This is a genomic window from Pseudomonas sp. S2_H10 (genome assembly GCF_054668285.1).
In genome coordinates this window covers 2471610-2494629 of sequence record NZ_CP162754.1, presented here as the reverse complement: position 1 = coordinate 2494629, position 23020 = coordinate 2471610, and the positions used below count along the sequence as shown (strand labels likewise).

Sequence of the window (23020 nt, the reverse complement as noted above, 5' to 3'; positions counted from 1 at the left end):
CATAGAACCCCTGCCGCACGAAAGACCGCACAACCCGACAGCGAGGTGTCCGCCGGCCACAGTCTTCGCTATAATCCGCGACCTGCCCACGCCGCAGGCTCGCCGAGCACACGTTTAGTCCGGTCCGGGCCGCCATTATCCCGGTCTACACAGGGCCTGAAAGGATCGCGCAATGTTTGAAAACTTAACCGACCGTCTCTCGCAGACGCTGCGCCATGTCACCGGCAAGGCCAAGCTGACTGAAGACAACATCAAAGACACCCTGCGCGAAGTGCGCATGGCGTTGCTCGAAGCCGACGTCGCCCTGCCGGTGGTCAAGGACTTCGTCAACTCGGTCAAGGAACGCGCCGTCGGTACCGAGGTGTCGCGCAGCCTGACGCCGGGCCAGGCCTTCGTGAAGATCGTCCAGGCCGAACTCGAAAGCCTGATGGGCGCGGCTAACGAAGACCTGAACCTGAGCGCCGTTCCACCTGCTGTCATCCTGATGGCCGGTTTGCAGGGCGCGGGTAAAACCACCACCGCCGGCAAGCTCGCGCGCTTCCTTAAAGAGCGCAAGAAGAAGTCGGTCATGGTCGTGTCCGCCGACGTTTATCGTCCGGCGGCGATCAAGCAGCTGGAAATGCTCGCCGGTGAAGTTGGCGTTACCTTCTTCCCGTCCGACCTGAGCCAGAAGCCGGTCGAGATCGCGCAAGCGGCTATTAAGGAAGCAAAACTCAAATTCATCGACGTGGTCATCGTCGATACCGCCGGTCGCCTGCACATCGATGAAGAGATGATGGGCGAGATCAAGGCGCTGCATGCCGCGATCAACCCGGTCGAAACCCTGTTCGTGGTCGACGCCATGACCGGCCAGGACGCCGCCAACACGGCCAAGGCCTTTGGCGATGCATTGCCGCTGACCGGTGTGATCCTGACCAAGGTCGACGGCGACGCCCGTGGCGGTGCCGCGCTGTCGGTGCGTGCCATCACCGGCAAGCCGATCAAGTTCATCGGTATGGGCGAGAAGAGCGAAGCGCTCGATCCGTTCCACCCTGAGCGTATCGCCTCGCGCATCCTCGGCATGGGCGACGTGCTCAGCCTGATCGAGCAGGCGGAAGCGACCCTCGACAAGGACAAGGCCGACAAGCTGGCCAAGAAGCTGAAGAAGGGCAAGGGCTTCGACCTCGAAGACTTCCGCGATCAGCTGCAACAAATGAAGAACATGGGCGGCCTCGGCGGGCTCATGGACAAGCTGCCGAACATGGGTGGCGTGAATCTGGCGCAGATGGGCAACGCCCAGGGTGCGGCAGAGAAGCAATTCAAGCAGATGGAAGCCATCATCAACTCCATGACCCCGGCCGAGCGCCGCGACCCTGAAATGATCAGCGGTTCGCGCAAACGTCGGATCGCCATGGGTTCCGGCACCCAGGTGCAGGACATCGGTCGCTTGATCAAGCAGCACAAGCAGATGCAGAAGATGATGAAGAAGTTCTCCGCGAAAGGCGGAATGGCCAAGATGATGCGCGGCATGGGTGGAATGCTACCCGGCGGCGGTATGCCGAAAATGTAAAGTATTTGCGCCGACTGTCAGGTCGGCGCTGCCCCACACGGACGTGGGATACACAGCAAACCCGCACTTGGCGGGAGCTGACCGGCCGTTTTCAACGACGGCTCTATAGCAAATCTGCATGGCGGCCGATAGACCGCCGGAAAAAGTCATTTGCAAAAGTCCGGATATTCCTTAGAATATGCGGCCTTTCGGGCACCCATGCCCGCTGTGCCTTTAGATTTGCAGCACCGACTACAGGAACGATGTTCACATGCTAACAATCCGTCTTGCCCTTGGCGGCTCCAAAAAGCGCCCGTTTTACCACTTGACCGTAACCGACAGCCGCAACCCGCGCGACGGTTCGCACAAGGAACAGGTTGGCTACTTCAACCCTGTTGCCCGTGGTCAGGAAGTTCGTCTGTCCGTGAACCAAGAGCGCGTAGCCTACTGGCTGAGCGTTGGTGCACAGCCTTCTGAGCGCGTTGCTCAGTTGTTGAAGGAATCTGCCAAGGCTGCGGCCTGAGCAATATGAACGCGACGCCAGCCATTGCTGATGATTTGATCGTTATCGGCAAGATTTATTCTGTTCACGGCGTTCGCGGCGAAGTGAAGGTGTATTCCTTTACTGATCCGATCAAGAACCTGCTGGATTACAAAACCTGGACGCTCAAGCGTGACGGCAATGTAAAGCAGGTAGAGCTGGTCAGCGGACGCGGGAACGACAAGTTCCTGGTCGCAAAGCTCAAGGGTCTCGATGATCGCGAAGAAGCTCGTCTTCTGGCCGGTTATGAGATCTGCGTGCCGCGCAACCTGTTCCCTGAACTCACCGACGGCGAGTACTACTGGTACCAGCTGGAAGGTCTCAAGGTCATCGACACCCTCGGGCAACTGTTCGGGAAGATCGATCACCTGCTGGAGACCGGCTCGAATGATGTAATGGTGGTCAAGCCTTGCGCTGGCAGCCTGGATGATCGCGAACGCCTGTTGCCCTATACCGAGCAATGCGTGTTGGCCGTCGACCTGGCAGCGGGCGAGATGAAGGTGGATTGGGACGCGGATTTCTAAGCGTGGCTAACTTGCGCGTAGAAGTGATCAGTCTGTTTCCCGAGATGTTCTCTGCCATCAGCGAGTACGGCATCACCAGTCGTGCGGTGAAACAGGGGCTCTTGCAGCTCACCTGTTGGAATCCGCGAGACTACACGACGGATCGACATCACACTGTGGACGATCGCCCGTTTGGCGGTGGTCCGGGCATGGTGATGAAGATCAAGCCCCTGGAAGATGCTCTGGTTCAGGCCAAGGCAGCAGCCGGGGAGGCGGCGAAGGTAATTTACCTGTCGCCCCAAGGCCGCCAGCTGACTCAGTCGGCGGTACGCGAGTTGGCGAATCTGGATGCATTGATCCTGATTGCCGGCCGCTATGAAGGCATTGACGAGCGTTTTATTGATGCTCATGTCGATGAAGAGTGGTCGATTGGCGACTATGTACTGTCTGGCGGCGAGCTGCCGGCGATGGTCCTGATCGATGCGGTTACACGACTGCTGCCTGGAGCTTTAGGGCATGCGGACTCCGCCGAGGAAGATTCCTTTACGGATGGTTTGCTGGATTGCCCGCACTACACCCGACCGGAGGTGTATGCGGATCAGCGTGTTCCCGACGTATTGCTAAGTGGCAATCACGCGCACATCCGGCGTTGGCGTTTACAGCAGTCCCTTGGTCGGACCTTTGAACGACGCGCCGATCTTCTGGAAAGCCGCTCGCTTTCTGGAGAAGAGAAGAAGCTGCTCGAGGAATACATCCGCGAGCGGGACGATAGTTAACAACGTATCGATGGTAGATCCGACGATTTACCTTAGGAGCACAGCATGACTAACAAAATCATCCTTGCACTCGAAGCAGAGCAGATGACCAAAGAGATCCCTACCTTTGCCCCGGGCGACACCATTGTCGTTCAGGTGAAAGTGAAGGAAGGCGACCGTTCGCGTCTGCAAGCGTTCGAAGGTGTTGTTATCGCCAAGCGTAACCGCGGCGTAAACAGTGCATTCACCGTTCGTAAAATCTCCAACGGTGTTGGCGTAGAGCGTACTTTCCAGACCTACTCCCCGCAAATCGACAGCATGGCTGTTAAACGTCGCGGTGACGTACGTAAAGCCAAGCTGTACTACCTGCGTGACCTGTCGGGTAAAGCAGCTCGCATCAAGGAAAAACTGGCTTAAGTCCAGCTTCCGATGCAAAAAAAGCAGCCTGCGGGCTGCTTTTTTGTTGCCTGCGATTTGATGATGGCCAGGGTCTGCGCGAAACCCTGTAGGAGCGAGCCTGCTCGCGAAGGACGTCAACGATAACGCGCCCTTTCTGGATGACCGCGTTATCCAGACGTTTTTCGCGAGCAGGCTCGCTCCCACAGTGGATCTTCAGTGGGCGCAATATTTGTGAGCACTAAAGGTCATTGTGGGAGCGAGCTTGCTCGCGATGGGGTTTAGCCGGCCCCAACAGTCTCCGGCTGAATCAGCGCCAACAAGGTCCACCCCGCCGAAGGTTTCAACGAGCTCTCCGGCGTCACCACATGCACCCAGCCACTGTCATCGCGCACAAACATCAACGTGGCGCGATCACCATGCAATGCCTGGTAATCATCCCAGCCGAAGCCATCCGTCAATGTCGTGCTGTACAGCTGCGACCCCTGGCTCAACTGGCTGGCGAGTTTGGCGTAGGTCAGCGCTTCGCTGCCCAGTTGATTGCCGCGATGCTCCAGGCTGGTGCGGTGCTTGTCGGTGCGACGGCTTTCCTGGCCGCTGGCCAGGCCGAACATGCGCTGATGGCCCAGTTCATGACGAAAGCGCATCAGCGCCAGGGTGTTCATTTCGCCGGAGGGTGACAGCGCGAGCAAATGCCCCAGGCCTACCAGGTCCAGATGCGCATCGGCATGTTGCGACGCCGGGTTGCCAAAATAGGTCGGCAAACCTTCCATGCGGGCTGCCCGAATGTTTTCCCAGCTCGAATCCGTCAGCAGCACCCGGCTGCCCAGCTGTTGCAGCGCCTTGCCCAGCGTGCGCGCAGGTCCGTTGGCGCCGATGATCAGAAAACCGCTTGGCGCCGGTTCCGCCACCTTCAGCAGGCGTGCCAGAGGGCGTGCCGTCGCGCTTTGCAACACGACGGTGCCGATGATCACTGCAAAGGTGAGCGGCACGAGTAGCAATGCCCCCTGATGACCGGCCTCATGCAGGCGGATGGCGAAGATTGCCGACACCGCTGCCGCCACGATGCCCCTCGGGGCAATCCACGCCAACAGGCTGCGCTCGCGCCAGCTCAGGCTGGAGCCCGCCGTGCTCAGCAGCACATTCAAGGGGCGGGCGATGAACTGAATGACCAGCAGCAGAATCAGCACCAGAGGCCCGAGGCCGATCATGGCGTTCAGGTCCAGCCGTGCCGCCAGCAGAATGAACAGGCCGGAGATCAGCAGTACGCTGAGGTTCTCCTTGAAGTGCAGGATGTGCCGCACATCGACGCCTTTCATGTTGGCCAGCCACATGCCCATCAGCGTCACGGCGAGCAACCCGGATTCATGCGTGACCTCGTTGGAGGCTATGAAAATACCCAGGACCGCCGCGAGCGCTGCCAGGTTATGCAGATATTCCGGCAGCCACTGGCGACGAATCAAAGTCCCGAGCAACCAGCCACCAAAAATACCGAACAGGCTGCCGCACAAAATCACCCCACCGAAGGTCAGCAGGCTTTCTTTGAGCCCGTTACCTTCGGCGCTGGCGATGATGAAGCTATAGACGACCACCGCCAGCAGAGCGCCGATCGGGTCGATGACGATACCTTCCCAGCGCAGGATGTTGGCAATCGAGGCTTTCGGGCGCACCACGCGCAGCATCGGTACGATCACGGTCGGCCCGGTCACCAGCGTCAGGCTGCCGAACAGGATGGCCAGCATCCAGTCGAAATCCAGCAGCCAGTGGGTGGCGACAGCAATGACCGCCCAGGTGGAGAGGGCACCAATGGTGACCAGTCGGTGGACGACGCTGCCGATCTCGCGCCATTCGGACAGATGCAGGGTCAGGCTGCCTTCGAACAGGATCAGTGCTACCGCCAGGGACACCAGCGGCATCAGCAACGGTCCGAACAACTCTTGCGGGTCGAGCAAGTGCAGTACGGGGCCGACCAGAATGCCGGTCAGCAGCAGGAAAAGAATCGCCGGCAGTTTCAAGCGCCAGGCCAGCCACTGGCAAAGCAGCGCCGCCGCGCCGATCCCGCCAAATGCCAATAAAATCTGCTGCTCGCTCATTGCTGCTCCCTGTTCCTTGTAATGGCGGCCTATGAAAGACTAGCGACCGTTTCCATGTCCATTTTTAATTTTGTGCGCAGTTTCAAGACTGTGTGATTTGAGTGCCCATGCCCGCCATCGAACACCCACTGATAGACCAATTCCTCGATGCCCTGTGGCTGGAGAAAGGCCTTTCCGACAATACCCGCGATGCCTATCGCAGTGACCTGGCGCTGTTCAATGGCTGGTTGCAGGACAAAGGGCTGGAGCTGGTCAATGCCGGGCGAGAGTTGATCCTCGACCACCTGGCCTGGCGCCTGGAGCAAAACTACAAACCTCGTTCCACCGCGCGATTTCTCTCGGGGGTACGCGGTTTTTATCGTTATCTGCTGCGGGAAAAGATGATCGCCGTCGATCCAACGCTACGGGTTGATATGCCGCAGCTCGGCAGGCCGCTGCCGAAATCCCTGTCGGAGGCCGACGTCGAAGCGCTGTTGGCAGCGCCGGACTTGAGCGAAGCCATCGGTCAGCGCGACCGGGCCATGCTTGAAGTGCTGTATGCCTGCGGCTTGCGCGTGACCGAGCTGATCAGCCTGACGCTGGAACAGGTCAATTTGCGTCAGGGCGTGTTGCGGGTGATGGGCAAGGGCAGCAAGGAACGGCTGGTGCCGATGGGCGAGGAGGCGATTGTCTGGGTCGAACGCTACATGCGCGATGCCCGCGGCGAACTGCTGGGCGGGCGCCCCAGCGATGTACTGTTCCCGAGCCAGCGTGGCGAGCAGATGACCCGCCAGACCTTCTGGCACCGGATCAAGCACCAGGCCAAGGTGGCCGGGATCGGCAAATCGCTGTCGCCGCACACCTTGCGCCATGCCTTCGCCACGCACCTGCTCAACCACGGCGCAGACCTGCGGGTGGTGCAGATGCTGCTGGGGCACAGCGACTTGTCGACGACGCAGATCTACACCCATGTTGCCCGGGCGCGGTTGCAGGATCTGCATGCCAAACACCACCCCCGGGGTTAACCGAAACCCTGTGGGAGCGAGCTTGCTCGCGATAGCGGCCTGACAGTCGATACATGTTTTGGATGTGATGCCGTCATCGCGAGCAAGCTCGCTCCCACAGGGGGGTGTGGTGATCACAATGTCTTGTGTCAGGTGCATTCGGCCATGCGAACCTTATGTGATAGGCTTGGCCGGTTTGCACGATGGGCGGTTATGACCCGGTGTTTCGGCACGGGCGTTCTGATCGTCCCATATGTTCGCCTTCAGGAGATCTCATGCGTCTGACCCAGATTTTCGCCGCCGCAGCCATTGCGTTGGTCAGCACCTTTGCCGTTGCCGATGACGCGGCCGACAAAGCCATTCGTAAAAGCCTGGAAAACCTCCAGCTCGAAGTGCCGGTAGAGACCATCACCGCCAGCCCGTTGCCGGGCCTGTACGAAGTCAAACTAAAAGGCAGCCGTGTGCTGTACGCCAGCGCCGACGGCCAGTACGTGGTTCAGGGCTACCTGTTCGATCTCAAGGACGGCAAGCCGGTCAACCTGACCGAGAAGACCGAGCGCCTGGGCATCTCCAAGCTGGTCAACGACATCCCGGTTGCCGAAACCGTTGTCTACCCGGCCATCGGCGAAACCAAGTCGCACATCACCGTATTCACCGACACCACCTGCCCGTACTGCCACAAACTCCACGCCGAAGTGCCCGAGCTGAACAAGCGCGGCATCGAAGTGCGTTATGTAGCGTTCCCCCGTCAGGGCCTTGGCTCGCCGGGTGACGAACAGCTGCAGGCAGTGTGGTGCTCGAAAGACAAGAAAGCGGCCATGGACAAAATGGTCGACGGCAAGGAAATCAAGGCCGCCAAGTGCGATAACCCGGTTTCCAAACAGTTCGCACTCGGCCAGTCGATCGGCGTGAACGGCACACCGGCCATCGTTTTGGCCGACGGTCAGGTCATTCCGGGCTACCAGCCTGCGCCACAAGTCGCCAAACTGGCGCTGGGCGCGAAGTAAATTCGCATCGTCACGGTCAGCCGGTGACGATCGTGGTCCGGCAGTTGCATCGCCGGGCCATCAATAGAGAGCCGCGAGCACGCGGTTGTTTTCACGGCCGGCCTCGAGTCGGCCGTTTTATGGGGAGTTCACAGTGAAACCGGTCAAAGTAGGCATCTGTGGGTTAGGGACCGTCGGTGGCGGTACCTTCAACGTACTTCAGCGTAACGCCGAGGAAATTGCTCGTCGTGCCGGGCGTGGGATCGAAGTGGCACAAATTGCCATGCGCACGCCAAAGCCTCAGTTCCAAACGACCGGTATTGCGATTACCAACGATGTCTTCGAAGTGGCCACGAACCCTGAGATCGACATCGTCATAGAGCTGATGGGCGGCTACACCGTTGCCCGCGAGCTGGTACTCAAGGCCATCGAGAATGGCAAGCATGTGGTCACCGCGAACAAGGCGCTTATCGCCGTTCACGGTAATGAAATTTTCGCCAAGGCTCGCGAGAAGGGCGTGATCGTTGCGTTCGAAGCGGCCGTGGCCGGTGGCATTCCGGTGATCAAGGCGATCCGTGAAGGCCTGTCCGCCAACCGCATCAACTGGGTGGCCGGCATCATCAACGGCACCGGCAACTTCATCCTCACGGAAATGCGCGAGAAGGGTCGCACCTTCGAAGACGTATTGGCCGAAGCCCAGGCCCTGGGTTACGCCGAAGCCGATCCGACCTTCGACGTCGAGGGTATCGATGCGGCTCACAAGCTGACGATCCTGGCGTCCATTGCGTTCGGTATTCCGTTGCAGTTCGACAAGGCTTACACCGAAGGCATCACCAAGCTGACCACCGCCGACGTCAACTACGCCGAAGCGCTGGGCTACCGCATCAAGCACCTGGGCGTGGCGCGCAGCACCGCGGCCGGTATCGAGTTGCGCGTGCACCCGACGCTGATCCCGGCCGATCGCCTGATCGCCAACGTCAACGGCGTAATGAACGCAGTGATGGTCAACGGCGATGCTGCCGGTTCGACCCTGTTCTACGGTGCCGGTGCCGGCATGGAACCGACCGCTTCGTCGGTGATCGCCGACCTCGTGGACGTGGTCCGCGCCATGACTTCCGACCCGGAAAACCGCGTACCGCACCTGGCATTCCAGCCGGATTCGCTGTCGGCGCACCCGATCCTGCCGATCGAAGCCTGCGAAAGTGCCTACTACCTGCGTATTCAGGCCAAGGACCATCCGGGCGTGTTGGCTCAGGTCGCGAGCATCCTCTCGGAGCGCGGCATCAACATCGAGTCGATCATGCAGAAGGAAGCCGAGGAACACGACGGCCTGGTGCCAATGATTCTGCTGACCCACCGCGTGCTGGAACAGCATATCAATGACGCCATCGCTGCCCTGGAAGCCTTGGCGGGGGTGGTCGGTCCGGTCGTACGGATCCGTGTCGAGCACCTTAACTAATTGAGAAGCAGCTGCAAGCCGTCAGTTGCAAGCTGCAAGCTAAAAGCCCCGGTGCTTTGAACTTGCAGCTTGAAGCTTGAAGCTTGAAGCCCAAACCGAAGGTTTGCCCCTATGCGCTACATCAGTACCCGCGGCCAGGCACCGGCCCTGAATTTCGAAGACGTCCTGCTGGCAGGTCTTGCCACCGACGGCGGTCTGTACGTCCCGGAAAACCTGCCACGTTTCACCCAGGAAGAAATCGCATCATGGGCCGGCCTGCCGTATCACGAGCTGGCTTTTCGCGTCATGCGCCCGTTCGTCACCGGCAGCATTCCGGACGCCGATTTCAAAAAGATCCTCGAAGAAACCTACGGTGTATTCGCCCACAGCGCCGTGGCGCCGTTGCGTCAGCTGAACGGCAACGAATGGGTGCTGGAGCTGTTCCACGGCCCGACCCTGGCGTTCAAGGACTTTGCCCTGCAACTGCTCGGTCGCCTGCTCGACTACGTGCTGGAAAAGCGCGGGGAGCGCGTGGTGATCGTCGGCGCCACCTCCGGTGATACCGGTTCGGCCGCCATCGAAGGCTGCAAGCACTGCGAAAACGTCGACATCTTCATCCTGCACCCGCACAACCGCGTGTCCGAAGTGCAGCGTCGGCAGATGACCACCATCTTCGGTGAGAACATCCACAACATCGCCATCGAAGGCAACTTCGATGACTGCCAGGAAATGGTCAAGGCCAGCTTCGCCGACCAGGGTTTCCTCAAGGGCACGCGCCTGGTGGCGGTGAACTCGATCAACTGGGCGCGGATCATGGCCCAGATCGTTTACTACTTCCACGCAGCCCTGCAACTGGGCGGCCCGGCGCGTTCGGTGTCGTTCTCGGTGCCGACCGGCAACTTCGGCGACATCTTCGCCGGTTACCTGGCGCGCAACATGGGCCTGCCGATCAACCAGTTGATCGTCGCCACCAACCGCAACGACATCCTGCACCGCTTCATGAGCGGCAACCAGTACGTCAAGGAAACCCTGCACGCCACGCTGTCGCCGTCCATGGACATCATGGTGTCGTCGAACTTCGAACGCCTGCTGTTCGACCTGCACGGTCGCAACGGCGCGGCCATCGCCGGGCTGATGGATTCGTTCAAGCAGGGCGGCGGTTTCAGCGTCGAGCAAGAGCGCTGGACCGAAGCCCGCAAGCTGTTCGATTCGCTGGCCGTGGATGATGCGCAAACCTGCGAAACCATCGCCGAGGTCTACGAGCAGACCGGCGAAGTGCTGGATCCGCACACGGCCATCGGCGTCAAAGCTGCGCGTGAATGCCGCCGTAGCCTGGACATTCCAATGGTGATCCTGGGTACCGCCCACCCGGTCAAATTCCCGGACGCCGTGGAAAAAGCCGGTGTAGGAAAAGCGCTCGAACTGCCTGTACATCTTTCTGATTTGTTTGAACGAGACGAACGTTGCACCGTATTGCCAAATGAGTTGAAAGCCGTACAGGCCTTTGTCAGCCAGCATGGCAACCGTGGCAAGCCGCTGTAACCGGTCAGTACTGTTACATTTTGAAGCCCGTCTCCTGACGGGCTTTTTCATTTCTGCATGCACACTTGTCGTGTTATCGCCGCGAAAGGACGGGCGAGTGAATCACCAAGGACGTGGGAATGCGGTTTACAAGTGTGTTCAAGCCAGTCGCGCGCTGGCTGTTTTTATTTGCCGCCCTGGGAATCGTCGGCTGGGGAGGGGCGAGTCCTGCATTGATTCAGGAACGCGGGAAGTCTGTCGCACGTTCAATGGTCGTGCTCAATGATGAGGAGTTGCAGTGGGTGGCCAGCCATCCACGGGTCGTGGTCGCGGCACTGGAATACCCGTTGTACCAGTTCAAGGATGAGTATGGTCAATGGACGGGCCTGAACAGTGAGCTGCTCAAACGCATCAGTGACATGACGGGGTTGCAGTTCGATTACGTAGAGTCTTTTTCCGTCGATCAGATGCTGGCAAGCCTTGAAGGCGGCTCGGCGGATTTGAGCACCACACTGTCAATGAATGACGAGCGCAGGGCGTTTCTTGATTTCAGCCATGCGTTCGGTGGTGCAGGATGGGTCTTTGTCGGACAGGCCGAGGCACCGCCGGTGCAGTCGCTGGAGGAGCTGGCGAAGCGGGTACTGGTGCTGCCGGCCCGGCATGCGCTGGAAGCGATGATCCGTCGCGATTATCCGTCCATCGAATTGCGTTCGGTCAAGACCTACGCCGAAGCTCGTGCCTGGGTTGAAAGCGGCGAAGCCTATGCCACCATCGAAAGCGAAATCGGCACCCAGCTTTTACCGTCGGGCCGGTTGCAGATCGGCGCTGCGGTGCCGGACAAATGGGATGCGGATTATCTGGCGGTGCGCAAAGGCCAGCCGCTGTTGCTGAGTATCCTCAACAAGGCACTTGAGGCGTTTCCCGAGCAGGAGCTGCGCACCCTGCGCCTGAAGTGGTTCGGTGGCACTGCCACGCCACCAGCGCCAGGCTTCTGGCAGCTGATTGACTCGTGGGTCTGCTGGGGCATGTTTGTGCTCAGCCTGTTCGGCCTGTTGTCCCTGATCTGGAATCGGCGGCTGGCGGTGGTGGTCAGGCAGCGGATCGAAGCGCAAAGAAGCCTGCGCGACCAGCTCGCATTCCAGCATGCGCTGATGGATGCCATGCCGGACCCGATGTTTGTACGTGACCTGCAAGGGCGTTTGATCATGTGCAACAAAAGTTATGAGGACGCCTTGTCGACCCGTTTCGACCGTATGCAGGGGCGGCAGTTGATCGAGGTCGATGTCATGCCCAGACAAACCGCGCAACTGCTGCATGCCGAGTTCATGGCGCAACTGGGTACGCGCCGCACGCGCTTCTTCGAGCGGCAATTGCTGTTCAAGGACGGTCTCAGGGATATCTACCAGTGGACCGTGCCGTTCTACACGGCGGATGGCGAGCTGCGAGGATTGTTGGGAGGCTGGGCCGACATTGCCCGACGTACCCGACAGACGTAATGGTTGGGTTTTTTCTCTGTCATGTTCGCCGTGCATGCTCTCTTGACTGCACGGCAGCTTCGCCTGTGGTCAGTCTCCAGAACTTTCTTCTCGGGCCAGTGGTCATTTGTTATACGCATGCCCCAGGCACATTGTTTTCGGACTATTGAGTGGTGATCGGGATGGAAAGTATCAGTTTGTTGCTCGGTGAGGCGCTGAGCCCGTATCAGGTCACATTGACCCCGTCAGGCGTTCGTGGCGAATGCCGGGTGACCTTGAAGAATGCCATCGGCGCAACCGTGGTCGAGCGCGAGTTCAATCAGGCTCAGTTGAATGACAAGCGCCTGCTGACGGATGTGGTCGACGGTTTGCATCGCGACGTGCTGATTGCTGAAGGGCGCCTTGAGCCATGTGTCATCGCGGCATTGCGTAATGCGGCGCAGGACAAGCTTCCGGCCAGCCGCAATTGAACGGATTTCTGTGGGAACCTTCCTGCGGCCAGGTCAGTCAGACTTTGTAACAGCAGGATCAAGCATTGTGCTCCGGTGCTTGTAGCTTGCTGCTACTGGTCTCCAGGTAGACCACGTTTAACCCCGGGTCGTCTCCCCACTTCCCGGGGTTTCTTTTTGCCCGGAATTTGTCATGGCTGTGCCAGATCGTCGAAAAACGCCTTGGTGTCTTTCAGGTAATCGCTGCGGCTTTCGGGATCCAGCCAGGCGGCGTAAGCCTCATCAAGGCGTTCGCGGGGCAGGGTGCGCAGCACCCGGTTGATTTCGACGATGGCCTGGTGGCCCCTCGGCGTGTTGGTGCAACCAATGTAGCCGGACAGGTATTTACCCGTGCCACGGATCGGATAGAACTGCAGTTCATCCTCGGCGATGCCTTGCTGTGAAGCCTGGTAGCGGATTTCCGGGCGATAGCCCAACAGCAGGCGCAAACGCCCAAGGCGCTGCATTTGCAGGAGGCTGCCCAAGGCGTCGTTGCCGTAATGAGGCATGAGCACGTCGGCTGGCGCGTGCTTGAGCAGCCCGTCGAGGTATTCGCCGTAATTGCGCTCGGCAATAATCCCCAGTTTTTCGCTGCCACTGGCGAGCAACTCCGCGAGGTCCACTTCGCCGTCCTTGATAAAGGGGGCGAGCACCTTCTGATCGACGCGCCGCACGGCCAGGCCATTGCTCATGGCCCGGAAGACCGGGATGGAAAAGGCAATCCACTGTTCGCGCTCCTTGCTCCAGTTCAGCGCCGCGTCGCAGACCAGGGCCGGCTCGTGAAGCATTTGCAGCCCACGCGCGCGATTGACCCTCATCACGCTGTGCTGGTATTGCGGCATGCCCGCAATCAACAGTGGGAGCAATTGATCGATAACGCCCTGACCCTTTTTCGGTCCGTCGAAAATCGTCAGGGGTGGCAGGTCACGCTTGAGCCAGATCAGGGTTTCCCTGGTTTGCGCCAAGGCTGACGGGACCGGTTCAAGGAGCAGGAGCAAAGTCGCCAGCACGCAAAGCAGCCAGCCGCCGCGCGACGGGCAGCACCCGATCGCCCCTGCAGGCAGGCGCCTCAGATCAGATGGCTCCGTCTTTGCGCAACTGTGCGATCTGCGACGCGTCATAGCCAAGTTCCTGGAGTACCTGTGCGTTGTGCTCGCCCAGTTGTGGCCCGACCCATTCACATTCACCGGGTGTCTCTGAGAGTTTCGGCACAATCCCCGGCATCTTGAAGTCTTTGCCGTCCGGCAGCTTGGCCTGCAGGAACATTTCCCGCGCCAGATACTGAGGATCATTGAACATGTCCTCGGCACTGAAGATCCGGCTGGCCGGCACGTCGGCCTGATTGAGCAGCGCCAGCACGGTGTCCAGCGGCAACGAGTTGACCCAGCGATCGATGACGCCGTAAAGCTCGTCGCGTCGGGCATCGCGGCCATCATTGCTGGCAAGCAGTGGGTCGTTGGCCAGGTCTTCCCGGCCAATGATCAGCATGAAGCGTTTGAAAATGGCGTCGCCATTGGCGCCGATCTGTACGTGCTTGCCGTCGGCACTGGTGTGGATCGAGGAGGGGGTAATGCCGGGCATGATATTGCCCGTGCGTTCGCGGATGAAGCCGAACACATCGAACTCCGGAACCATGCTTTCCATCATCGCGAAGATGGCTTCATACAGGGCCACGTCCACCACTTGCCCCTGGCCGCCGTTGACCTCGCGATGACGCAGGGCCATCAGCGCGCCGATCACGCCCCAGAGCGCGGCAATCGAGTCACCGATGGAAATGCCGGTGCGCACGGGCGGCCGGTCTTCGAAGCCAGTGATATAACGCAGGCCGCCCATGGATTCTCCGACCGCACCAAAGCCGGGCTGATCTTTCATCGGGCCGGTCTGGCCGAATCCCGACAGCCGCACCATGACCAGTTTCGGGTTCAAGGCGTGCAGGACATCCCAGCCCAGGCCGAGTTTTTCCAGGACGCCGGGACGAAAGTTCTCGATCAGGATGTCGGCTTCACCCAGCAGTTGTTTGAGGATCGCCAGGCCGTCGGGGTGCTTGAGGTTGAGGGTCAGGGACTTTTTATTGCGGGCCTGGACGAACCACCACAACGAAGTGCCTTCATACAACTTGCGCCATTTGCGCAACGGATCACCGCCGTCCGGGGATTCGATCTTGATCACATCGGCCCCGAATTCAGCGCAAATGCGCGAGGCAAACGGGCCGGCAATCAAGGTACCCAATTCGATGACTTTCAGACCGGAAAGCGGTTTGGCGGTGAACGGCATGCGGGATCCTGCTGGACAAGGGATGAGCGAATACAGCGTTTTAACATAGCCGACTGTCAGGCGCTTCAGGTTGATCACCTTCAATTCGTGGATTGCCCGTCGCATCGGTTAGACTTGCCGCCTTTCCTCGTATCAAGAAGCCCGTTCATGGCCCAGCCGTCCACGACCTACAAGTTTGAACTGAACCTCACCGACCTCGACCGCAGCGTCTATGAGAGCGTGAAGCAGACCATCGCCCGTCACCCTTCGGAAACCGAAGAGCGCATGACCGTGCGCCTGCTGGCCTACGCCCTCTGGTACAACGAACAGCTGTCGTTCGGCCGTGGTCTGTCGGAAGTGGATGAACCAGCCTTGTGGGAAAAAAGCCTGGATGACCGCGTCCTGCACTGGATCGAAGTCGGCCAGCCGGATGCCGAGCGCCTGACCTGGTGTTCACGCCGCACTGAACGCACCAGCCTGCTGGCCTATGGCAGCCTGCGTGTATGGGAAGGCAAAGTGATCCCGGCGATCAAGAATCTGAAAAACGTACATATCGCGGCTGTTCCGCAGGAAGTCCTGGAAACCCTGGCCAAAGACATGCCGCGCGTCATCAAGTGGGACGTGATGATCAGCGAAGGGACGATTTTCGTCACCGACGACCGTGGTCAGCACGAAGTCCAGTTGCAGTGGCTTAGCGGCGAACGCGGCTGATTTTTTGCCGCTTTAGCGTGTCACCCGGTTTTATCCTACGTATTCAAGAGAAGCTCCCGTCACCCCATGCGCATCGAACCCCGCCTGCTGCCCGACACCCTGCCATTCCTCGGTGATATTCCGCCACTGCTGACCCGCCTGTACGCGGCGCGGGGTGTGCAATCCGAGGCAGAACTGGACAAGAGCCTGGCGCGGTTGATTCCGTTCCAGCAGCTCAAGGGTATCGACGCCGCGGTTGACCTGCTGGTAACTGCGCTCGAACAGCGCCAGCGCATTCTGATCGTTGGCGACTTCGATGCCGACGGCGCGACGGCCAGCACCGTGGGCACGCTGGGTCTGCGTTTGCTGGGGGCGGCACATGTCGATTACCTGGTGCCGAACCGCTTCGACTACGGCTACGGCCTGACACCGGAAATCGTCGCCGTTGCGCTGGAGCGACAGCCGCATTTGCTGATTACCGTCGATAATGGCATCTCCAGCGTTGAAGGCGTGGCCGCGGCGAAAAAGGCCGGGCTCAAGGTGCTGGTCACCGACCACCACTTGCCGGGTGACGAACTGCCGCTGGCCGATGCCATCGTCAATCCGAACCAGCCCGGTTGCGAATTCCCGAGCAAGGCGCTGGCCGGTGTCGGGGTGATTTTCTACGTATTGATGGCCTTGCGTGCGCGGTTGCGCGAGCTCGGCTGGTACACAAGCAAGCCACAGCCGAATATCGGCGAACTGCTTGATCTGGTGGCTCTTGGCAGTGTGGCCGACGTGGTGCCGCTGGATGCCAACAACCGGATTCTGGTGCATCAGGGCCTGGAACGGATTCGCGCCGGACGTGCCCGGCCGGGGATCAAGGCGATCCTCGAAGTAGCCAAGCGCGACCATGCGCGCATCACCTCCACCGACCTCGGTTTCATCGTCGGTCCGCGCCTGAACGCGGCAGGGCGCCTGGATGACATGAGCCTGGGCATCGAATGCCTGCTGACCGAAGACGCGGGGCTGGCGCGTGAAATGGCGGCTCAATTGGACGGTATGAACCAGGATCGAAAATCCATCGAGCAGGGCATGCAGCGTGAAGCGCTGGCCCAGCTCAAGGATTTGCCGGTGGAGTCGATGCCGTTCGGCTTGTGCCTGTTCGATCCGGAGTGGCATCAGGGCGTCATCGGTATCCTCGCGTCGCGGATGAAAGAGCGCTATTTCCGCCCGACCATCGCCTTTGCCGATGCCGGAGATGGCTTGCTCAAGGGCTCGGGACGTTCGGTGCAGGGCTTTCACATTCGCGACGCCCTGAGCGTGGTGGCGGCGCAGCATCCGAATCTGATCACCAAGTACGGCGGCCACGCGATGGCGGCCGGGCTGACGCTGCCGGAGGCGAACTTCCCCTTGTTCGCCGAAGCCTTTGACGCTGAAGTGCGTCGGCAACTGCGCGAAGAAGACCTGACTGGCCGTCTGCTGTCGGACGGCACCCTGGCGGTGGAAGAGTTCCACCTGGAACTGGCCCGCGCCCTGCGGCATGCCGGCCCTTGGGGGCAGCACTTCCCTGAGCCGTTGTTTCATGGGGTGTTCCAGTTGGTCGAGCAGCGGGTGGTGGGCGAACGGCACCTCAAGGTCGTGCTGAAGAGCGAATGTGGTTCGGTGAAGCTCGACGGCATTGCCTTCGGGATCGACCGCGATATCTGGCCGAATCCGACCATCAAATGGGTGGAGCTGGCCTACAAACTCGACCTCAACGAGTTTCGTGGCAATGAGACGGTTCAATTGATGATTGCCCACATCGAACCGCGTTGATCCGACACCTGTGAGGGCGACATCCCCCGATGTCGACTAGGCTCTAAACACTGCTTGATTTTGGCCTTGTGACGTCTTGTCGAATTTTTTGCCCGCGGGGGCGGGTGCTGTACCTTTTTCCTGTCACTCGTCGACTATTCAAACAGAACCTGGAGCCTGCCCACTGATTCGAGAGGTGCCCCATGAGTCTGCTGCTTGAACCCTTTACCCTGCGCCAACTGACCCTGCCCAACCGCATCGCGGTATCGCCGATGTGCCAGTATTCCAGTGCCGATGGCTTGGCCAATGACTGGCACCTGGTCCACCTCGGCAGTCGTGCTGTCGGCGGCGCCGGGCTGGTGTTTACCGAGGCCACGGCGGTGACCGCCGACGGGCGTATCACCGCTCAGGACCTTGGTCTGTGGAATGACGAGCAAATCGAACCTCTGCAACGCATCACCCGTTTCATCACCGCCCAGGGGGCCGTTGCTGGCATTCAACTGGCCCATGCCGGGCGCAAGGCCAGTACCTACCGGCCCTGGCTCGGCAAGCATGGCAGCGTCAAACCCGACGAGGGCGGCTGGGTGCCAGTCGGACCTTCGCCGATTGCGTTCGACCCGCAGCACACCCAACCCAGACAATTGGATGAAGGCGAGATCGCCCAGGTGATCCAGGCCTTTGTCGATGCGGCAAAGCGCTCACTGACCGCCGGTTTCAAGGTGGTCGAAGTGCACGCCGCCCATGGTTACCTGCTGCATCAGTTCCTGTCGCCGTTGAGCAATCAGCGTCGCGATCAATATGGCGGTTCGTTCGAAAATCGCATTCGGCTGGTGCTGCAGGTCACCGAAGCGGTGCGTGCGGTCTGGCCTGAGGAATTGCCGGTATTTGTCCGGGTCTCGGCCACCGACTGGGTGGAAGACGGCTGGAACCCGGATGAAACCGTGGAGCTGGCGCGTCGTCTGAAAAACCTGGGGGCGGACCTGATCGACGTTTCGTCGGGCGGGACGGCGGTGAATGCCGAGATTCCCACAGGCCCCGGTTACCAGACCCGCTTCGCCGAACGTGTGCGCAAAGAATCGGGCATGGCCACCGGCACCGTTGGCATGATCACCGAGCCGGCCCAGGCCGAGCACATCCTGCGCACCTGTCAGGCGGACATCATCTTCCTGGCCCGTGAGTTGTTGCGCGATCCGTACTGGGCCTTGCATGCCGATGACGACCTGGGTGGGCACAAGGCCGCGTGGCCCGCGCAGTACCAGCGGGCGACTCACCGCGAGCAACCCATACACGAATCGGATTTGCGCGACTGAAATCCATCGATACGAAAAAGCCCCTGAATCTCGCGATTCAGGGGCTTTTGTTTGTATCAGTTGCCGATCAGGCCGCTTCGATCTTGCTGCGGTTCTGTTCGACCTGGTTCAGGTAGTCCTTGAGCTTGTCCTGCTCGGCGACCGTGGTGAACAAGCCGAGCTTGCTGCGACGCCAGAGGATGTCATGGGCGCTGGTTGCCCATTCTTCGCTGCACAGATAGTCGACTTCACGGGTGTAGAGACCGCCGCCGATGTGCTCGCCCAGATCGCCGAGGTCCTGTACGCCTTCGAGCATGCGCCAGGTGCGGCTGCCGTAGGTGGTGGCCCAGCGGCGAGCGATCTCGCTCGGTACCCAGTCGAACTTGTCGCGGATGCGCGAGCTCAGGGCTTGCGGGGTGGTCATGTCCTCACCGCCCGGCAACGTGGCGCTGGCGGTCCAGCTCGGCTTGATGTGCTTGAAGTACGGTGCCAGTTGCGCCAGCGCCGATTCGGCCAGTTTGCGATAGGTGGTGAGCTTGCCACCGAATACCGACAGCAACGGCGCCTCTTCGCCCGCGCCAGACAGCGCCAGGGTGTAATCGCGGGTCACGGCCGACGGGTTGTCGGACTCGTCGTTGCACAGCGGGCGCACACCGGAATAGCTGTGCAGGATATCGTCGCGGCTGATCTGCTTTTTGAAATGGGCATTGACCACGTTCAGCAGGTAATCGGTTTCGCCGTCGGTGATCGCAACGGCTGCCGGATCGCCGGTGTACTCGCGGTCGGTGGTGCCGATCAGAGTGAAGCGGTTCAGGTACGGAATGGTGAACACGATGCGCTGATCTTCGTTTTGCAGGATATGCGCGTGTTCGCCTTCGTACAGTTTCGGCACGATCAGGTGGCTGCCCTGGATCAGGCGGATGCCGTACGGCGATTCCATCTTCAGGTCATCACGAATGAACTTCGCAACCCATGGTCCGGCCGCATTGACCAATGCCTTGGCGCGGATCGAAAACAGGCTGCCATCGGCGCGTTCCAGATGCAGGTGCCACAGACCCTTGGTGCGACGCGCGCTGACGCAGCGGGTCTGGGTGTGAACGTGAGCGCCTTTTTCCCGGGCGGCCATGGCGTTCAGCACCACCAGGCGTGCGTCGTCGACCCAGCAATCGGAGTATTCGAAGCCTTTGGTGATCTCGCTTTTCAGTGCGCTGTCGGGGCCGAACTTCAGGCTTTTCGAACCTTGCAGTTGCTCGCGCTTGCCCAGGTTGTCATAGAGGAACAGGCCGGCGCGAATCATCCACGCAGGGCGCAGGTGCGGGCGGTGTGGCAGCACGAAGCGCATTTGCTTGACGATATGCGGGGCCTTGGCAAGCAGCACTTCACGTTCAGCCAGCGCTTCACGCACCAGACGAAACTCGTAATGTTCGAGATAGCGCAGGCCGCCGTGAATCAGCTTGCTGCTGGCCGAAGAGGTATGGCTGGCCAGATCATCCTTTTCGCAAAGGAACACCGATAGACCACGGCCGGCGGCATCCGCTGCGATCCCCACGCCATTGATCCCGCCGCCAATGACGGCGATATCGTAGACCTCAGCGAGAGGGGGCGTGGGCAAGGTGGAAGTGGGCATCGGCTCGGCCTCGGAATTCTTTGATGTTCTGTATTTGAATTCGAACATTAATGTTCATTTGCGAAAATACTAGCCCATAAAGACGCGCACAGCCAGTCAGCTTCGATTGAAAATACTCATCGAAGGGCCGACAAAGGAAAATTTACGAACATTTTGATGCGCGTTATGGCGCAAGAGGGATGTTGTATGTGCGATCGCTATCGCGGGCAAGCCCGCTCCCACAAGGATCACACGGGACCTGTGGGAGCGGGCTTGCCCGCGATAGCGCCAGTGTAGGCACTGGAGATGGTGGCGTTAAACGACCTCCAGCCGAACCTTGTGCTGGTTCAACAGCTGCGCCAGCGCCGGGGAAGGCTGCTGATCGGTGACCAGGCAATCGACCAGGCTGATCGGCCCCAGGCGAATCATGGCGTTGCGCCCGAACTTGCTGGAGTCGGCCGCGAGGATCACTTGCCGGGCATTGGCGATGATCGCCTGGGATACCCGTACTTCCTGATAGTCGAAGTCCAGCAGGCTGCCGTCTTCATCGATGCCGCTGATGCCGACCAGGGCGAAATCGACCTTGAACTGATTGATGAAGTCGACACTGGCCTGGCCTACCACGCCGCCGTCGCGGCGCACGTTGCCGCCGGTCAGCAGCACGTCGAAGTCGTCCTTGGCGCTGAGCATGGAGGCAACGTGCAGGTTGTTGGTGATGATCTTCAGATGACTGTGATTGAGCAGTGCCCGGGCAATCGATTCGGTGGTCGTGCCGATGTTGATGAACAACGAGGCATGGTCGGGAATCTGCGCGGCAATGGCTTCGCCGATACGCTGTTTCTCATCGCGCATCTGGTCGGCGCGCATGGCGTAGGCGGTGTTTTCAACACTGGAGTCGTAAGCCGCGCCGCCGTGGTAGCGGCGCAACAAATTGGCTTCCGCGAGCTGATTGATGTCGCGGCGGATGGTCTGCGGGGTAACGACGAACAACGTGGCCATTTCCTCGATGCTGACATAGCCGCGTTCGCGAACCAGCTCGAGGATTTGCTGCTGACGGGGAGGCAGATTCATGGGGCGTCCTTTGGGCTGCCGTGCAAAATTTGCCCATGATGCCGCAGGAATCTGCTCCCGACCAGTTACATACAGATACGAGCCAGCGTGTTGGCTTATTCAGCCTCGTCTTCAACCGCCCAGTCGCGGGTGCGGCTGACCGCTTTTTTCCAGCCGGCGTAGAGTTTTTCCTTTGCCGTTTCATCCAGCGTCGGCTCGAACTGGCGCTCGATCACAGCCTTGCCACGCAGCTCTTCCAGGCTGCCCCAGAAGCCACAGGCCAAGCCTGCCAGGTAAGCCGCGCCGAGTGCCGTGGTTTCGCGCATTTGCGGACGCTCGACCTGGGTGCCGAGGATGTCGGCCTGGAACTGCATGAGGAAATTGTTGGCCACGGCACCACCGTCCACGCGCAACGCCTTGAGACGTTCGCCGGAGTCCTGCTGCATGGCGTCCAGCACGTCGCGGGTCTGGTAGGCAATCGACTCCAGCGCGGCACGGATGATGTGGTCCACGCGTACGCCGCGGGTCAGGCCGAACAAGGCGCCACGGGCGTACGGGTCCCAGTAGGGAGCGCCAAGACCGGTGAACGCCGGCACCAGGTACACACCGTTGCTGTCCTTGACCTTGTTGGCAAAGTATTCGGTATCGTGGGCGTCGTTGATGATCTTCAGCTCGTCACGCAGCCACTGCACGGTAGAACCGCCGTTGAACACCGCGCCTTCCAGCGCGTAGGCCACTTCGCCACGTGGGCCGCAGGCGATGGTGGTGAGCATGCCGTGTTGGGACTTCACGGCTTTGTCGCCGGTGTTCATCAACAGGAAGCAACCAGTGCCGTAGGTGTTTTTCGCCTGGCCTGGCTCGACGCACATCTGGCCGAACAGGGCGGCTTGCTGGTCGCCAGCGATGCCGCCAATGGCGATGCCGCTTTTGGTACGGCCATAAATTTCCGAGGACGATTTGACTTCGGGAAGCATCTCGCGCGGGATGTCCAGCACCTCCAGCATCTTCGCGTCCCATTCCAGGGTGTGGATGTTGAAGAGCATGGTGCGCGAAGCGTTGGTGTAGTCGGTGACATGCACCTTGCCGCCGGTAAATTTCCAGATCAGCCAGCTGTCGACGGTGCCGAACAGCAGCTCGCCATTGCGCGCGCGTTCGCGGCTGCCTTCGACGTTGTCGAGAATCCACTTGAGCTTGGTGCCGGAGAAATACGGGTCGGTGACCAGGCCGGTGGTGTCGCTGATGTATTGCTCGTGGCCATCGCGCTTGAGCTGCTGGCAGATCTCGGTGCTGCGCCGGCATTGCCAGACGATGGCGTTGTAGATCGGGCGGCCGGTGTTCTTGTCCCAGACCACGGTGGTTTCACGCTGGTTGGTGATGCCGATGGCCGCCACCTGGTCGTGATGCAGGCCGGCTTGCGCCAGGGCCTCGACCATCACCGCGCTCTGGGTGGCGAAGATCTCCATCGGGTCATGCTCGACCCAGCCGGCTTGCGGGTAATGCTGTGCGAACTCCCGTTGGGCGGTGCAGACCACGTTCGCGTCGCGGTCGAAAATGATCGCGCGGGAGCTGGTCGTACCCTGATCGAGGGCAATGATGTAGTTCTTATTCTTTGTGTCGGTCATGTCGATTGCCTTGGACGAAATAAGGGA

At 60.2% G+C, this 23020-nt stretch carries 20 protein-coding genes; 14 read left to right on the top strand and 6 right to left on the bottom strand.

Annotation, left to right across the window (positions count from 1 at the left end; all coding sequences use genetic code 11):
• Nucleotides 1–172: 172 nt before the first annotated feature.
• From ffh to rplS, 5 genes are all read left to right on the top strand, one after another.
• Nucleotides 173–1549, top strand: coding sequence for a signal recognition particle protein (gene ffh / locus AB4O16_RS10985; protein WP_056726162.1), 1377 nt, complete (start codon nt 173–175; stop codon nt 1547–1549).
• Between the two features lie 250 nt (nt 1550–1799).
• The gene (gene rpsP / locus AB4O16_RS10980) at nt 1800–2051 is read left to right on the top strand and encodes a 30S ribosomal protein S16 (RefSeq protein ID WP_007972721.1); all 252 of its coding nucleotides are present in this window, start codon (nt 1800–1802) and stop codon (nt 2049–2051) included.
• 5 nt (nt 2052–2056) lie between these two features.
• Nucleotides 2057–2593, top strand: a complete 537-nt coding sequence (gene rimM, locus AB4O16_RS10975) for a ribosome maturation factor RimM (RefSeq protein WP_008053499.1) — start codon at nt 2057–2059, stop codon at nt 2591–2593.
• 2 nt (nt 2594–2595) lie between these two features.
• Complete coding sequence (trmD, locus tag AB4O16_RS10970; RefSeq protein ID WP_007897583.1) at nt 2596–3348, top strand: tRNA (guanosine(37)-N1)-methyltransferase TrmD; 753 nt, start codon at nt 2596–2598, stop codon at nt 3346–3348.
• Between the two features lie 45 nt (nt 3349–3393).
• The gene (gene rplS, locus AB4O16_RS10965; RefSeq protein ID WP_003175895.1) at nt 3394–3744 is read left to right on the top strand and encodes a 50S ribosomal protein L19; all 351 of its coding nucleotides are present in this window, start codon (nt 3394–3396) and stop codon (nt 3742–3744) included.
• Nucleotides 3745–4004: 260 nt separating this feature from the next.
• On the opposite strand, the gene AB4O16_RS10960 is transcribed toward rplS, so the two are convergent.
• On the bottom strand, nt 4005–5816 hold the full coding sequence (locus AB4O16_RS10960) for a cation:proton antiporter (protein WP_460157716.1): 1812 nt from the start codon (nt 5814–5816) through the stop codon (nt 4005–4007).
• Between the two features lie 107 nt (nt 5817–5923).
• Between AB4O16_RS10960 and xerD the strand changes: the two genes are divergently transcribed.
• The 6 genes from xerD to AB4O16_RS10930 all read left to right on the top strand — a co-directional run bounded on the left by xerD (nt 5924) and on the right by AB4O16_RS10930 (nt 12689).
• Nucleotides 5924–6820, top strand: a complete 897-nt coding sequence (xerD, locus tag AB4O16_RS10955) for a site-specific tyrosine recombinase XerD (protein ID WP_460157715.1) — start codon at nt 5924–5926, stop codon at nt 6818–6820.
• A gap of 254 nt (nt 6821–7074) precedes the next feature.
• On the top strand, nt 7075–7806 hold the full coding sequence (gene dsbC, locus AB4O16_RS10950) for a bifunctional protein-disulfide isomerase/oxidoreductase DsbC (RefSeq protein ID WP_150715434.1): 732 nt from the start codon (nt 7075–7077) through the stop codon (nt 7804–7806).
• A 133-nt stretch (nt 7807–7939) separates the two neighbouring features.
• The gene (locus tag AB4O16_RS10945) at nt 7940–9244 is read left to right on the top strand and encodes a homoserine dehydrogenase (RefSeq protein WP_007998527.1); all 1305 of its coding nucleotides are present in this window, start codon (nt 7940–7942) and stop codon (nt 9242–9244) included.
• A gap of 111 nt (nt 9245–9355) precedes the next feature.
• Nucleotides 9356–10765: a threonine synthase gene (thrC, locus tag AB4O16_RS10940; protein WP_460157714.1), complete on the top strand. Its 1410-nt coding sequence runs from the start codon at nt 9356–9358 to the stop codon at nt 10763–10765.
• A gap of 119 nt (nt 10766–10884) precedes the next feature.
• Nucleotides 10885–12240, top strand: a complete 1356-nt coding sequence (locus AB4O16_RS10935) for a transporter substrate-binding domain-containing protein (RefSeq protein ID WP_460157713.1) — start codon at nt 10885–10887, stop codon at nt 12238–12240.
• Nucleotides 12241–12401: 161 nt separating this feature from the next.
• Nucleotides 12402–12689: a DUF3509 domain-containing protein gene (locus AB4O16_RS10930; protein WP_160387029.1), complete on the top strand. Its 288-nt coding sequence runs from the start codon at nt 12402–12404 to the stop codon at nt 12687–12689.
• A 170-nt stretch (nt 12690–12859) separates the two neighbouring features.
• On the opposite strand, the gene AB4O16_RS10925 is transcribed toward AB4O16_RS10930, so the two are convergent.
• Nucleotides 12860–13828, bottom strand: a complete 969-nt coding sequence (locus tag AB4O16_RS10925) for a TIGR02285 family protein (protein ID WP_460157712.1) — start codon at nt 13826–13828, stop codon at nt 12860–12862.
• Complete coding sequence (locus AB4O16_RS10920) at nt 13782–14981, bottom strand: CaiB/BaiF CoA transferase family protein (RefSeq protein ID WP_160387031.1); 1200 nt, start codon at nt 14979–14981, stop codon at nt 13782–13784. Before AB4O16_RS10920 ends, AB4O16_RS10925 begins: the two co-directional genes overlap by 47 nt.
• A 147-nt stretch (nt 14982–15128) precedes the next feature.
• On the opposite strand from AB4O16_RS10920, the gene AB4O16_RS10915 reads away from it, so the two are divergent.
• From AB4O16_RS10915 to AB4O16_RS10905, 3 genes are all read left to right on the top strand, one after another.
• Complete coding sequence (locus AB4O16_RS10915; protein ID WP_160387032.1) at nt 15129–15671, top strand: YaeQ family protein; 543 nt, start codon at nt 15129–15131, stop codon at nt 15669–15671.
• Nucleotides 15672–15737: 66 nt separating this feature from the next.
• Entirely contained in the window at nt 15738–17447 is a 1710-nt protein-coding gene (recJ, locus tag AB4O16_RS10910; protein ID WP_160387033.1) for a single-stranded-DNA-specific exonuclease RecJ, read from the top strand.
• 182 nt (nt 17448–17629) lie between these two features.
• The gene (locus AB4O16_RS10905) at nt 17630–18736 is read left to right on the top strand and encodes an NADH:flavin oxidoreductase/NADH oxidase (RefSeq protein WP_160387034.1); all 1107 of its coding nucleotides are present in this window, start codon (nt 17630–17632) and stop codon (nt 18734–18736) included.
• Between the two features lie 67 nt (nt 18737–18803).
• Here AB4O16_RS10905 and glpD read toward each other — a convergent pair whose 3' ends face one another.
• From glpD to glpK, 3 genes are all read right to left on the bottom strand, one after another.
• Entirely contained in the window at nt 18804–20342 is a 1539-nt protein-coding gene (glpD, locus tag AB4O16_RS10900; protein WP_460157711.1) for a glycerol-3-phosphate dehydrogenase, read from the bottom strand.
• 294 nt (nt 20343–20636) lie between these two features.
• Nucleotides 20637–21392, bottom strand: coding sequence for a DeoR/GlpR family transcriptional regulator (locus AB4O16_RS10895; protein ID WP_007971301.1), 756 nt, complete (start codon nt 21390–21392; stop codon nt 20637–20639).
• 95 nt (nt 21393–21487) lie between these two features.
• The gene (glpK, locus tag AB4O16_RS10890; protein WP_460157710.1) at nt 21488–22993 is read right to left on the bottom strand and encodes a glycerol kinase GlpK; all 1506 of its coding nucleotides are present in this window, start codon (nt 22991–22993) and stop codon (nt 21488–21490) included.
• Nucleotides 22994–23020 lie beyond the last annotated feature (27 nt).